Here is a 13,901-nt window from a genome sequence, read left to right on the forward strand (position 1 = left end):
CCCCGTGAGGAATATTTCGGTGGAATTTCCTCCGGTCAGCCGAGTATCTCGGCCAGGAACTTCCCGGTGTGGCTGGTGCCGGACTTGGCCACCTGCTCCGGCGTTCCGGCCGCGACAATCTGGCCGCCGCCCGAACCGCCGTCGGGCCCGAGGTCAACCAGCCAGTCGGCACTCTTGATGACGTCCAGGTTGTGCTCGATGGTGATCACCGTGTTCCCCTTGTCCACCAGCCCCTGCAGGACCATCAGCAGCTTGCGGATGTCCTCGAAGTGCAGGCCAGTGGTGGGCTCGTCCAGGACGTAGATGCTGCGGCCGTTGGAGCGCTTCTGCAGCTCCGCCGCGAGCTTGACGCGTTGCGCTTCACCGCCGGAGAGGGTGGTGGCGGGCTGTCCGAGGCGGACATACCCGAGTCCCACGTCCACCAGGGTGTTCAGGTGCCGTGCGATGGGCGAGAAGGCCGCGAAGAACTCGGCGCCCTCTTCGATGGGCATGTTGAGGACGTCGGCGATGGTCTTGCCCTTGTAGTGCACCTCCAGGGTCTCCCGGTTGTAGCGCGCACCGTGGCACACCTCGCAGGGGACGTACACGTCAGGCAGGAAGTTCATCTCGATCTTCAGCGTGCCGTCGCCGGAGCAGGCCTCGCAGCGGCCGCCTTTGACGTTGAACGAGAAACGGCCGGGCAGGTAGCCGCGGACCTTGGCCTCGGTGGTTTCGGCGAAGAGCTTGCGGATGTTGTCGAAGACACCGGTGTACGTGGCCGGGTTGGACCGCGGCGTGCGGCCGATGGGGCTTTGGTCTACATGGACCACCTTGTCGAGGTGCTCCAGGCCCTGGACCGTCTTGTGCCGTCCGGCCACCTGCTTGGCGCCGTTGAGCTTGTTGGCCAGCACCTTGTAGAGGATTTCATTGACCAGGGTGGACTTGCCCGAACCACTCACGCCCGTCACCGCGGTGAAAAGACCCAGCGGGAAGGCTGCGTCGACGTTCAGGAGGTTGTTCTCCCGTGCGCCCAATACCTTGATCTCGCGCTTCTTGTCGTACTTGCGCCGCTTCCGGGGCACCTCGATGGCCTTGCGGCCGGACAGGTAGTCGCCGGTCAGGGACTCCTTGTTGTCCAGCAACTCCTTGTAGGTTCCCGAGTGGACCACCTGGCCTCCATGCTCGCCCGCGCCGGGTCCGATGTCCACGATCCAGTCGGCCACGTGGATGGTGTCCTCGTCGTGCTCCACGACGATCAGGGTGTTTCCCATGTCGCGGAGCCGGGTGAGGGTTTCGATGAGCCTGCGGTTGTCCCGCTGGTGCAGCCCAATGGAGGGTTCATCCAGGACGTACAGGACGCCCACCAGGCCGGAGCCGATCTGGGTGGCGAGCCGGATGCGCTGCGCTTCGCCGCCGGACAGGGTGGCCGAGGGGCGCTCCAGGTTGAGGTATTCCAGCCCCACGTCCAGGAGGAAGGTCAGGCGGGCCTGGATCTCCTTGAGGACCTGGTGGGCGATCTGCGCCTCGCGCCCGGTCAGCACCAGGTTGTTGAGGAAATCCGCGCAGTCCCGCATGGGCAGGGCGGCAACCTCGGCGATGGACTTGCCGTTGATCAGCACCGACAGGGATGCCGGGTTGAGCCGCGCGCCGTTGCAGGCGGGGCAGGGAACCTGCCGCATGTACTCCTCGTAGCGGTCGCGGGCCCAGTCGGAATCGGTCTCGCCGTGCTTGCGGTGGACGTACTGGATGGCGCCTTCAAACCCGGTGCTGTACTTGCGTTCGCGGCCAAAGCGGTTGCGGTACTGCACCACCACCTTGTGGTCCTTGCCGTGCAGGATGGTCTGGCGCACGTCCTTGCCCAGCTTCTCCCACGGTGTGGTCATGGAGAAGCCAACCTCCTTGGCCAGGCCCTCGAGGAGCCGGTTCCAGTACTCCGTGGTGGCAGTACCCAGTGACCAGGGCGCGATGGCTCCCTCCGACAGGGAGAGTTCCGGGTTGGGAACAATGAGTTCCTCGTCAACCTCGAGGCGGGTGCCGATGCCGCTGCAGGCGGCGCAGGCGCCGAAGGGGTTGTTGAACGAGAAGGAGCGCGGCTCGATTTCGTCGATGGCCAGGGGGTGCTCGTTGGGGCAGGCGAGGTTCTCGGAGAACGCCCGGATCCTTTCGGGGGCGTCCGCGTCCACGTCGACGAACTCCGCCAGGACCCGGCCCTCGGCCAGTCCCAGCGCGGTCTCGATGGAGTCGGTGAGCCGCTGGCTGATGCCTTCCTTGACCACCAGGCGGTCAACCACCACTTCGATGGTGTGCTTGAACTGCTTGCCCAGCTTGGGGGGATCGTTGAGCTGGACGAGGTTGCCGTCCACCCGCGCCCGGGAGTAGCCCTTTGCGGTGAGTTCCTTGAAGAGGTCCACGAACTCGCCCTTGCGGCCACGCACCACCGGCGCCAGGACCTGGAAGCGGGTTCCCTCGTCGAGTTCGAGGAGCTGGTCCACAATCTGCTGCGGCGTCTGCTTTGACACGGGTTCACCACAGACGGGGCAGTGCGGCCTGCCGACGCGCGCCCACAGCAGGCGCATGTAGTCGTAGATCTCGGTGATGGTTCCTACAGTGGACCGCGGGTTCTTGCTGGTGGATTTCTGGTCGATGGAGACAGCCGGGGAGAGCCCTTCGATGAAATCGACGTCGGGCTTGTCCACCTGGCCCAGGAACTGGCGTGCGTAGGCGGACAGCGATTCGACGTAGCGGCGCTGGCCTTCGGCAAAGATTGTGTCGAACGCCAGCGAGGACTTGCCGGATCCGGAGAGGCCGGTGAAGACGATCATGGCGTCGCGCGGCAGGTCGAGGTCCACGTTGCGCAGGTTGTGCTCCCGCGCGCCCTTCACCACAAGGCGGGAGAGGTCCGGGCGCTGCGGGGCGGCGGCGGCAGGGACCGCGAAGGACGTGGAGGGGGCAGGGGTTTCTTCAGCTACGGCTTTAGGCACCCCATTATGCTAATCGAAAACTTTTTCGAACACTCGCGGTTCCGCCGTCAGGGAACATCGTAGGCGGCCGCCAGGATTTTCACGGCCTCGGCAAAGCTGGCCCCTTGGGATTTGGCGACGGCGGCGTATGCGGCGGCTGCGGCGGACAGGCCGCCCAGGCGCTCGTCACGCGCGGCAACCACCGTACCGTTCCGGCCACGGGTGGTGACGATCCCGGCGGCCTCCAGTTCCTTGTACGCCCGGGCCACGGTGTGCGGGGCGACGTCGAGCTTCTCCGCCAGGGCCCGCACGGCAGGCAGCCTGGTGCCCGGCGCCAACGCGCCGCTGTCCGCCAGATGGATGACCTGAAGCCGGAGTTGCTCGAACAGCGCCACGCTGCTGGCCGGGTTGGGGCGCCAGGATCCCGGGAAGTCGCCTGCGGCGCTCACAGGCCGCCCTCCAGGATGCCCGCACGGCCGTCGCGTTCGGCGAACTGTGCGTTGTACAGCCGGGCGTAGTAGCTGTTGGCGGCAAGGAGGCTGTCATGCGTGCCCTGCTCGACGATCCGTCCATGGTCCATGACGAGAATTAGATCAGCGTTCCGGATGGTGGACAAACGGTGGGCAATCACGAAACTGGTCCGCCCCTGGCGCAGCCGCTGCATCGCCTGGCGGATGAGCACCTCCGTCCTGGAATCGACCGAACTTGTGGCCTCATCCAGGACCAGCACACTGCGCCCGGCGAGCTGCGCCCTGGCGATGGTGATGAGCTGCCGCTGCCCCTGGCTAAGCTGCTCGCCGCCGTTCTCCAGGACTGTGTCGTAGCCGCGCGGCAGGGACCTGATGAAACGGTCCGCGTGCGTTGCCTCCGCGGCGGCAACTATGGCCGCATCCGCAGCGCCTGGCAGCCCGTAGGCGATGTTTTCCCGGATGGTCCCGGCAAAAAGCCAGGAATCCTGGAGCACCACGCCGAACCTGCCCCGCAGCTGGTCGCGGGGAATTTCCGCGATGTCCCTTCCGCCCATGGTGATCCTGCCGGACGAAGGTTCCAGGAACCGCATCAGCAGGTTCACCACGGTGCTCTTGCCCGCGCCCGTGTGCCCCACGATGGCCACCGCCTGGCCCGGTTCCACCGTGAAGGTGAGGTTGCTGACCGCCGGAACGGAACCGGGATAGCTGAAGGTGACGTCATGGAAGACGATGCGGCCGGCGGCGGGAGCGCCGGCCGCTGCGCCGGCCGGTTCCTGGAGGTCTTCCCCGGCATCGAGGAGCACGAAAACCCTTGCCGCCGAGGCTGCGCAGGACTGAATAACGTTGAGCAGGCCGCCGATTTGCCCCACCGGCTGGGTGAACAGCCGGCTGAATTGGATGAAGGCCTGGACGCCGCCGATGGTCATGGCGCCTGCGATGACCTGCAGCGCACCCACCACTGCGACAGCAATGTAATTGAGGTTGGACATCAGCACCATCAGCGGCTGGACCACACCGGCTGAGTACTGGGCTTTGGCTGCCGCCCGGGCCAGGCGGCCGTTGCTGCGGCTGAAGACCTCCGTGGCCTGCGCCTGCCGGCCAAAGGCCTTGATGACTTCATGCCCGCTAATGAATTCCTCCACGTGCGCGTTGAGTTCGCCGGTCTCCTTCCATTGCCTGGCGAAATGCTCCTGGGACCGCCGGGCCACCAGGACGGTGATCCAGGTGGAAACGGGGACGCTGGCAATGGCAATGGCCGCGAGCAGCGGCGAGATCCACAGCATCATGGCCAGCGACCCGCACAGCATCAGGACGGACACGATGAGCTGGGTCAGAACCTGGTTCAGGGCCTGGGCAATGTTGTCGATGTCGTTGGTGGCCCGGCTCAGGACATCCCCGCGGGAGCGTTCCCGGAAATACGTGGAGGGGAGCCGGTGCAGCTTGTCCTCAAGCGCTGCTCGCAGGCCATACATAAGTCCCTGCACCGCACGTGCCGTCAGAGCGCCCTGGATCCAGTTGAAGAGGGAAGCGAAAACATACATCAAGGCCACGGCTGCCAGCAGGACTCCGAGGCGCTGGTCCAGGCTTCCCTGGAAGATGCCCTGCACCACCATGTCCGTGGCGTCGCCCAGATACTTGGGGGCGGCAACGTTGACCCCTGCGAAGGCGCACGTTGCCGCCACGGCCCCCAGCATCTGCAGCCGGAACGGGCGCAGCAGGCCAAGGAGCCTGCGGGCGGTCGGCCAGAACCTGTGCGCCGATTCCGCGGATTCCTCCACCGCCGTCACAGTGTGCCGTCCAGCGCGAGCTGGGAGTCTGCGATTTCCCGGTAGGTGGCGGACGTTTCCAGCAGCTCCCTGTGCGTTCCCTGCGCAACCAGCCGGCCGTCGTCGAGCACCAGGATGAGATCCGCGTCTTCGACCGCGGAAATGCGCTCGGCCACGATGATGACCGTTGCGGCGGCGAGCGCCTGGTCAAGTGCGCGCCGCAGCCTGGTGTCGGTGTCATAGTCCAGCGCGGAGAAGCTGTCGTCAAAGAGGTAGAGGGGCGCTTTGCGCAGGAGGGCCCTGGCGATGCAGAGCCTTTGCCGCTGGCCGCCCGACAGGCTGGCGCCGCCCTGGCCGACGGGGGTGGCAAGTCCAAGCGGGAGGTCGCGCATGAAACGCATGGTCTGGGCAGCCTCCAGGACAGCCCACAGTTCCTGGTCCGTGGCGTCGGGGTCCGCCATCCGCAGGTTGTCTGCGATGGTTCCCGTAAAAAGGTGGGAGTGCTGGGGCACGATAGCCATGGCAGCGCGGAGTTGGTCCAGGGGCAGGTGGCGGATGTCGTGGCCTGCAAGGGTGATGCGGCCGTGGGTGGGGTCCAGGAAACGCGGGATCAGGTTCAGCAGCGTGGTCTTGCCGCTTCCGGTGGAGCCCACGATTGCTGTGGTGGTACCGGGAGCTGCCGTGAAACTGATGTCCGCGAGCACGGGCGCTTCTGCTCCCGGATAAGAGAAGGCAACATCGTGGAACGCCAGCGTTGCCTGCCGCCCCGGCAGCACGGCGCCGGGCGGCGGAGGCGCGGCTGCCTTGTCACTGGCTGCCTTGTCGCTGGCCGCTCGGTCACTGGCCGCAGTGTGATTGCCCGGATCGCCGACGGACGGCTCGGTGTCAAGGACCGCCTGGATGCGTTCCGCGCAGACTGCCGCCCGCGGCGCCGTCATGAGCACGTACATGGACATCATGATCGCCAGCAGTATCTGCATGATGTAGGCGATGAACGCCGTGAGCGCCCCAAGGTTCATCTGGCCTGCCTGGATCCGGTGCCCGCCGAACCACACCACCGCAACCGAGCTGGTATTGACCACCAGCATGATGATGGGCAGCATCCCCGCCACCAGGAGCGCGGACTGCAGGTTGTTGGCGGTGAGGCCGGCGTTGGTTTCCGCAAACCGCCGGACCTCATGGCCCTGGCGGACAAAGGCGCGGATGACATCCACCCCGATGATCTGCTCGCGAAGAATCCCGCCGGACCGGTCCAGCAGGTCCTGGCCCTCACGGTAGAGCGGAATCAGCCGCCTGACAATCAGGTACATGATCAGCAGGAGCAGGGGCACGATGACGATCACCACCAGGGACAGCGCAACATCCTGCTGCACGGCCAGGACGATGCCGCCTACGCCCATGGCGGGCCCGGCAAAGAGCATGGTGAAGACAAGCACCGCGAAGGCCTGGATCTGCTGGACATCGTTGGTGGCGCGGATGGTCAGGCTCTGTGTTCCGAACAGGGCCACGTCCTGGGAGGACAGGGACTGGATCCGGGTGAAAACCTCGGCCCGCAGGCGGTGCCCGATCCTCATGGCCACCACCGCCCCAAGGTAGCCGGCAGCAATGGCGGACGCTGCCTGCACCACGGCAATGACGGCCATGAGCACGCCAAGGCGCGAGACCACCCCCGGCTCCCCTGCGACAATCCCGTCATCGATAATGGCGGCGTTCACGGTGGGCAGCAGCAGGTTTGCCGCCGCCTGGATCAGCTGAAGGAAAACGATCGCCCATACATACGCGTATTGACCGGCAAGCTGCCGCTTCACGAGTCCGACCAGCAAAATACCCCCTGTAAATGCATGGGCCGAAGAGGGGGCCAGCGGCTTGACCCCTAAACCACAGTCGCCATTGTAAGCCAGATCACTTTTCACTGCTGTCACAGCCTGTGACGGGCGTGGAAAACCCGTGGGCCGGGTACCGGTTAGCCGGCTTTGCGGCCCACTGCGAAGATGCGGCGGAAAGGCAAAACGGTGCCGTGGACCCCGCGGGGGTAGGCGTCCCGCAAAGAGGCCGCGTACTCGGTCTCGAAACTCCTGGCGTCCTCCTCGCCCAGGGCGGCCATCACAGGCCGCAGTGCCGTGCCCCGGACCCATTCCAGCACGGGGTCCGGCCCCGGCAGGACCTGCAGGTAGGTGGTTTCCCACGCATCCGCCGCGCAGCCGGCGTCGAGCAGGATCCGCAGGTATTCCTCCGGCTCCCCCACGGCCTCCCCGCCCCGCAGCACACCGTCCAGCTTTGCAGCCCAGCGGTCCGACCCCGCGATGTCCCGCATCAGGGAGTGCGAGGGGGCGTTGAAATTTCCGGGTACCTGCAGGGCGAACCAGGCCCCCGGCCGGAGCACTTCCAGCCACTTGCGCATCATGTCCTGGTGGCCCGGAACCCACTGCAGGGCGGCGTTGCTGACCACAACGTCCGTCTCCGGACTGGGCATCCAGCCCTCGATGCCGGCCTGCTCAAAGCGAAGGGAGGGCTTCTCCTCCGCCAGTGCCGACGCCTTTGCCAGCATGTCCGCGGAGGAATCCAGGCCCAGGACCCGGGCGCCCGGCCAGCGGTCAGCCAGGGTTGCCGTCAGGTTCCCTGGCCCGCAGCCCAGGTCGACCACGCGCTTGGGCCGGTCGGCATGGATCCGGGCCGTGAGATCGAAGAACGGCCGGTTCCGGTAGTCGCCGAACTGGACATACTTGGCGGGGTCCCACTTCATGAATCTCTCCAGCTTCTGACGCGCACACGGGCAAGGCGTAGCCTAACCCGCCAGGGACTCCGGATCCGGCCGCAACGTGGCACTAAGGTTGAAGTCAATGAAACTCGTTGACCAGCTGATCGATCTGCCCGCCCCCGCCCCATCCGCCGCCGTCGACCCCGACGCCCTTTACACCCGGTTCGTGGAGTGGACGGAAAGCCGGGGCCTGTCGCTGTACCCGGCACAGGACGAGGCCATCATGGAGCTGGCAACCGGGGCGAACGTCATCCTGGCCACGCCCACCGGGTCAGGGAAGTCCCTGGTGGCCATTGCGGCGCACTTCCAGGCCATGGCCCAGGGCCGCCGAAGCTATTACACGGCACCGATCAAAGCCCTGGTGTCCGAGAAATTCTTCGCGCTCTGCGACATCTTCGGAGCAGAGAACGTGGGCATGATCACCGGCGACTCCGGGGTGAACCAGGATGCTCCCATCATCTGCTGCACCGCCGAGATCCTGGCCAACATCGCGCTCCGGGAAGGCGCCGCAGCCGAACTCGGTGCGGTGATCATGGACGAGTTCCACTTCTACTCCGACCCGCAGCGCGGCTGGGCCTGGCAGGTCCCCCTCATGGAGCTTCCGCAGGCCCAGTTCCTGCTGATGTCCGCCACCCTGGGCGATGTCACCCGGTTCGAGGAGGGGCTCACGGCGCTGACCGGACGTGCGACCACCACCGTCAGTTCCGCCGAACGGCCCATTCCGCTGCACTACTACTACCACCAGACACCCGTCCACGAGACGCTGGAGGAGTTGTTGTCCACCCGGCAGGTGCCCGTCTATGTGGTGCACTTCAGCCAGCTCGAAGCGATCGACCGTGCCCAGAACCTGATGAGCATCAACGTGTGCACCCGGGAGGAAAAGGACAAAATCGCGGAGCTGATCGCCAACTTCCGGTTTGCCGCGGGCTTTGGGAAGACGCTGAACCGCCTGGTCCGCCATGGGATCGGTGTGCACCACGCCGGGATGCTGCCCAAGTACCGGCGGCTGGTGGAGCAGCTGGCGCAGGCGGGGCTGCTGAAGGTCATTTGCGGCACGGACACCCTGGGCGTGGGCATCAACGTCCCCATCCGGACGGTGCTGCTCACGGCTTTGAGCAAGTACGACGGCGTCCGCACCCGGCTGCTCAACCCGCGTGAGTTCCACCAGATTGCGGGCAGGGCAGGCCGTGCGGGCTACGACACCGCCGGGACAGTGGTGGTGCAGGCACCCGAGCACGTGACTGAGAACGTCAAGGCGATGGCCAAGGCCACCGCCAAGTTCGGCGATGACCAGAAGAAGCTGCGCCAGGTGGTGAAGAAAAAGCCGCCCGAGGGTTTCGTCTCCTGGGGTGAGCCCACGTTCAAGCGGTTGGTGGAATCGGTACCGGACCCGCTGACGTCCAGCTTCACGGTAACGCACGCCATGTTGATGAACCTGATGGAGCGGCCCGGCGACCCGTTCGCGGCGGCCCGGCGGCTGCTCACCGAAAACCACGAGCCGCGCGCTTCCCAGCTGCGGCTGATGAAGAAGGCCCTGGGCATTTACCGGGAACTGCTGGCCGCCGAAGTGATCGAACGCATCCCGCCGGAGGAGCAAGGCCCCGATGGCCGTTCCGTCCGGCTGACCGTCCATCTGCAGCCGAACTTCGCGCTGAACCAGCCGCTCTCCCCCTTTGCGCTTGCCGCACTGGAGCTCCTTGACCCGGAGTCGCCGTCGTACGCCCTGGACGTGGTGTCCGTGATCGAGGCGACCCTGGAGAAACCGCGGCAGATACTGTCGGCGCAGCAGAAGAAGGCGCGCGGCGAAGCGGTGGCCGCCATGAAGGCTGAGGGCATCGACTACGACCAGCGGATGGCCATGCTGGACGAGGTCACCTACCCCCAACCGCTCGCGGAGATCCTGGGCGAGGCGTTCGAGGTCTACCGGAAGGCCGCGCCGTGGGTGGGCGACTTTGAGCTTGCACCCAAGTCGGTAGTCCGCGACATGTACCAGCGGGCGATGAACTTTGGCGAATTCGTCCAGTTCTACGGCCTGGCCCGGTCCGAAGGAATCGTGCTGCGGTACCTTGCCGATGCCTTCAAGGCGTTGCGCCAGACTGTTCCGCAGGACATGCTTCGCGAGGACCTGGAGGACCTGACCGCCTGGCTGGGTGAGCTGGTGCGGCAGGTGGACTCCAGCCTCCTGGACGAATGGGAGGAGCTGGCCTCCGGGGCGGCGCCGACGCCGCATGACGCGCCGCCTCCCCCGCCGCCGTCGCTCACCTCCAACATCCGCGCCTTCCGGGTGATGGTGCGCAACGAGATGTTCCGGCGGGTGGAACTGTTCGCTGACGAGGACGCGACGGCGTTGGGCGAGCTCGACGGCGGTTCCGGGTGGGGTGCCGAACGCTGGGAAGACGCGCTGGACGACTACTTCGACGAACACGATGACATCGGGACCGGGCCCGACGCCCGCGGTCCAGGCCTGCTCATGATCACCGAGGAACCCGGAACGTGGAAGGTGCGCCAGATCTTCGATGACCCGGCGGGCAACCACGACTGGGGGATCTCCGCCGAGGTGGATCTTGCGGGCTCGGATGCCACCGGGACAGCGGTGGTCAAGGTGACGGAGGTTAACCGGCTCTGACACCGACCTGGCCGGGGCAGCCGTCCCGGCGCCGGCGGTAAGCTCGGAGAATGAGTGCAATCCGCCCCGCAACCCGCCACGACGTGCCCGCCATCCTCCGAATGATCCATGAACTGGCCCATTACGAGAAGGAACCCGACGCCGTCCGGAACACGCCCGAGCGCCTGGAACAGGTGCTCTTCGGCGACAACCCCCGCGTATTCGCGGCCATGGCCGAAAACGCGGCGGGCGAGGTGCAGGGCTTCGCGCTGTGGTTCCTGAACTACTCCACCTGGGAGGGCGTTCACGGGATCTACCTGGAGGACCTTTACGTCAGCCCTGAAGCCCGGGGCGAAGGCCACGGCAAGGCGCTGCTGCAGCACCTTGCGGCGATCGCGGTCGAGAATGGCTACGCACGGGTGGAATGGAGCGTGTTGGACTGGAACGAGCCCTCCATCAACTTTTACCGCCGCCTGGGTGCGCGCCCCATGGACGGCTGGTCCACCTTCAGGCTGACCGGCGAATCACTGGACCGGTTCGGCCGGGCCACGTCCCGCGACTCCCTTCCCGCTTCTGCCCGTGGCTGACGCGCGCCGGGTCCAGGCGACCGCCGTCGGGCATGACGTCAAGGCCCGGCATGAATTCCGTGGCATGCGCACGGTGGAGCACTACTTCACAGTCCCGCTGGACCATTTTGCTTCGGAGGATCATGCCGTGGCCGGCGGCCAGCCTCGCGGCGAAACCATCACGGTTTTCGCCCGGGAGTACGTGTCTGCTGCGCACAGCGAAGAAGCCGCCGCGCGGCTGCCGTGGCTCCTCTTCCTGCAGGGGGGCCCGGGCGGCCGCGGCAACAGGTGGGGTTCCCTGGGTGGCTGGAGCAAAGCCGCGGCGCAGGACTTCCGCATCCTGATGCTTGACCAGCGCGGCACGGGCCTCTCCTCGCCCATTGACCGGATTACCCTGCCCGGGCGCGGAAGCCCTGCGGAGCAGGCGGCCTACCTTGAGCACTTCAGGGCGGACTCGATCGTGGCGGACGCTGAGGTGATCCGCCACGCGCTGGAATCACCGCCGTGGACAATTTACGGCCAGAGCTATGGGGGATTCTGTGCGCTCACGTACCTGTCCTTCGCGCCCGAAGGTCTGCGCGAGGTGATGGTCACGGGCGGCCTTGCCCCGCTCACCGGTTCCGCGGACGACGTGTACCGGGCCACGTACCAGCGGGTGGCGGCCCGCAACGACGAGTACTTCCGCTGGTATCCCGAGGACAGGAACGTTGTGGAGCGGATTGCCCGCCACCTGCGCTCCACGCCGGAGTTCCTGCCCGACGGCGGCCCCCTCACCGTGGAGCGGTTCCAGATGGCGGGGGCGTTCCTGGGCGGCAACACGCGCGTGGACAGCCTCCACTACCTGCTCGAGGACGCCTTTGTGGACACGGCGGCCGGACCGCGCCTGTCCGACGCGTTCCTGGAGCAGCTCCAAGGCGTCATCTCCCGCCGGTCCAACCCGCTGTACGCGCTGATGCACGAATCCATCTATGGCCAGGGGCAGGCCACCGATTGGTCAGCGTGGCGGATGCTCGGCGAAAACCCCTGGTTCCGGCCGGATGCCGACCCGCTGCTGCTCACGGGGGAGATGGTGTATCCGTGGTACTTCGAGCAGGACCCTGCCCTCCGGCCACTGCGGGAAGTGGCGGAACTGCTGGCCGGCAAACAGGACTGGAAGCCGCTGTACGACGCGCGGGTACTGGCCCGCAATACTGTTCCCGTGGCTGCGGCAGTCTACTCGGACGACATCTACGTGGACCGGGAGCTTTCGCTGCGGACCGCCGCTGCGGTGCGCGGGCTGCAGGTCTGGGAGACGGCGGACTTCCATCACGACGGAATCGCCGACGACGGTGAGCGGATTTTTGCCCGCTTGCTGGGCATGGTGCGGTCAGGCGCCCGCTGACCGGCGGTGTGACAGGCGCGTGGCCACCGCTGCGGCCAGGACGGCCGCCCCGATGGTCCCGCCCAGAAGGTTCAGGCCCAGGTAGCCGGCAACACCCAGGACAAGTCCCGACACCGCGCCGCCCAGAGCCCCCGCGGCCCCCATCAGCATGTCGGAGACACCCTGGACCGCCACCCGGGCTTCCTGCCCCACGCTTTCCGCCAGGAGCGTGGAGCCGGAAATCGTGGCCGCAGACCAGCCCATGCCCAGCAGGACCAGCCCGGTGGCCACCGCGGCGGTTGAGGACTGGCCGAACCCGGCAACGGCCACCGCCGCGATCAGCAGCGTGAAGCCGATCATGATGGTCTCCATCCTGCCCGCCCTGTCGGTCAGCCAGCCCATGACCGGGGAGAGCGCAAACATCCCGGCGATGTGAAGTGAGATGGTGAAGCCTATGATGACCAGCACGTCCCCCTCGGCAACGTGCCCGGCGTGCGGACCGGGTCCCTCCACGAGGTGCTGGAGGTGCAGCGGCGTCATCGACATCACGCCGACCATCACCGCGTGGGCTGCCACGACGCCCGTCACCGCCAGCAGTGCTGTCCGCGATCCACGGATGGCACGAAGCCCCCGGCTGAGCGAACCCGGGGAGGCAGCTGCGGCGGCCGCGGAGACAGTGGGTGGGGCGTCCATGGGAGGGGCTTGCGAGGGGGCGGCAGCAGCGACCCCGGTTCGCGCTGCCGCTGACGGCGGAAAGGCTCCACCAGGGCCGGCGGCCGCACGTTGGCGTGCCAGCAGCAAGGGGTCGGGGCGAAGGCCTGCGAACAGGATTACAGTGGCAATGAGGAGCCCGGCCCCGGAAATCACAAAAGGACCAGCAACCGGAGGCAGGCCCAATGCTGCCCCCACGGCTGTGCCCGGCTGGATCAGGTTGGGTCCGGCAACGGCGCCGACAGTCACGGCCCAGACCACGGTGGACAGCGCCCGCCCGCGGTGTTCGGCAGGAGCGAGATCGACGGCGGCAAACCTTGCCTGCAGGCTCGCGGCCGTGCCCACCCCTATGCCTGCCGATCCAAGCAGCAGCAGGACGAAGAGGCCGGAGACAACGGCCAGCACCATCAGCACGGCGCCTGCCAAAGCGGCCGAGAGACCGGCCACCTGCCCGGCCCGGCGTCCGCGCCGTTCCGCCAGCGATGCCAGCGGCAGTGCCGCGGCCGCGGCCCCGAGGGTCATCACCGTGGCAACGGCACCCGCCCAGGCGCTGGAACCGGAGAGTTCCACGGCCAGGATTGAGCCTATGGAGACGGTTGATCCCGTCCCAAGTCCACTGAATACCTGGGCCACGCTCAAGAGCACAACAGTGCGCCGCTGCACGTGGCGCACGTCCTGCTCCATCACAAGTGTGCGGGCCATGTTCAGAGCATAGTCCCGGCGCGG

At 66.8% G+C, this 13,901-nt stretch carries 9 protein-coding genes; 3 read left to right on the plus strand and 6 right to left on the minus strand.

Going from position 1 to position 13,901, the window contains the following annotated elements:
- Positions 1–35: 35 nt before the first annotated feature.
- From uvrA to AC3ANU_RS12825, 5 genes are all read right to left on the minus strand, one after another.
- Complete coding sequence (gene uvrA / locus AC3ANU_RS12805; protein WP_018771986.1) at positions 36–2,960, minus strand: excinuclease ABC subunit UvrA; 2,925 nt, start codon at positions 2,958–2,960, stop codon at positions 36–38.
- 47 nt (positions 2,961–3,007) lie between these two features.
- Positions 3,008–3,388: a GntR family transcriptional regulator gene (locus tag AC3ANU_RS12810; RefSeq protein ID WP_018771987.1), complete on the minus strand. Its 381-nt coding sequence runs from the start codon at positions 3,386–3,388 to the stop codon at positions 3,008–3,010.
- Positions 3,385–5,196: an ABC transporter ATP-binding protein gene (locus AC3ANU_RS12815; protein ID WP_056390226.1), complete on the minus strand. Its 1,812-nt coding sequence runs from the start codon at positions 5,194–5,196 to the stop codon at positions 3,385–3,387. Before AC3ANU_RS12815 ends, AC3ANU_RS12810 begins: the two co-directional genes overlap by 4 nt.
- Positions 5,193–6,998 carry an ABC transporter ATP-binding protein gene (locus AC3ANU_RS12820; RefSeq protein ID WP_488314634.1) on the minus strand — a complete coding sequence of 602 codons (1,806 nt, stop codon included), beginning with the start codon at positions 6,996–6,998 and terminating at the stop codon, positions 5,193–5,195. Before AC3ANU_RS12820 ends, AC3ANU_RS12815 begins: the two co-directional genes overlap by 4 nt.
- A gap of 140 nt (positions 6,999–7,138) precedes the next feature.
- A complete protein-coding gene (locus tag AC3ANU_RS12825; RefSeq protein ID WP_134165367.1) occupies positions 7,139–7,918 on the minus strand; it encodes a trans-aconitate 2-methyltransferase in 780 nt (259 codons plus the stop codon).
- 97 nt (positions 7,919–8,015) lie between these two features.
- On the opposite strand from AC3ANU_RS12825, the gene AC3ANU_RS12830 reads away from it, so the two are divergent.
- From AC3ANU_RS12830 to AC3ANU_RS12840, 3 genes are all read left to right on the plus strand, one after another.
- Positions 8,016–10,559: a DEAD/DEAH box helicase gene (locus AC3ANU_RS12830; protein WP_488314635.1), complete on the plus strand. Its 2,544-nt coding sequence runs from the start codon at positions 8,016–8,018 to the stop codon at positions 10,557–10,559.
- 50 nt (positions 10,560–10,609) lie between these two features.
- On the plus strand, positions 10,610–11,125 hold the full coding sequence (locus tag AC3ANU_RS12835) for a GNAT family N-acetyltransferase (protein ID WP_018771992.1): 516 nt from the start codon (positions 10,610–10,612) through the stop codon (positions 11,123–11,125).
- Between the two features lie 64 nt (positions 11,126–11,189).
- A complete protein-coding gene (locus tag AC3ANU_RS12840) occupies positions 11,190–12,485 on the plus strand; it encodes an alpha/beta fold hydrolase (RefSeq protein ID WP_488315975.1) in 1,296 nt (431 codons plus the stop codon).
- Here the strand turns inward: AC3ANU_RS12840 and AC3ANU_RS12845 are convergent.
- Positions 12,471–13,877, minus strand: a complete 1,407-nt coding sequence (locus AC3ANU_RS12845) for an MFS transporter (protein ID WP_488314636.1) — start codon at positions 13,875–13,877, stop codon at positions 12,471–12,473. The two genes, AC3ANU_RS12840 and AC3ANU_RS12845, sit on opposite strands and share 15 nt — an antisense overlap.
- Between the last annotated feature and the right edge of the window lie 24 nt (positions 13,878–13,901).

Source organism: Arthrobacter sp. SDR-2R, from assembly GCF_057747955.1.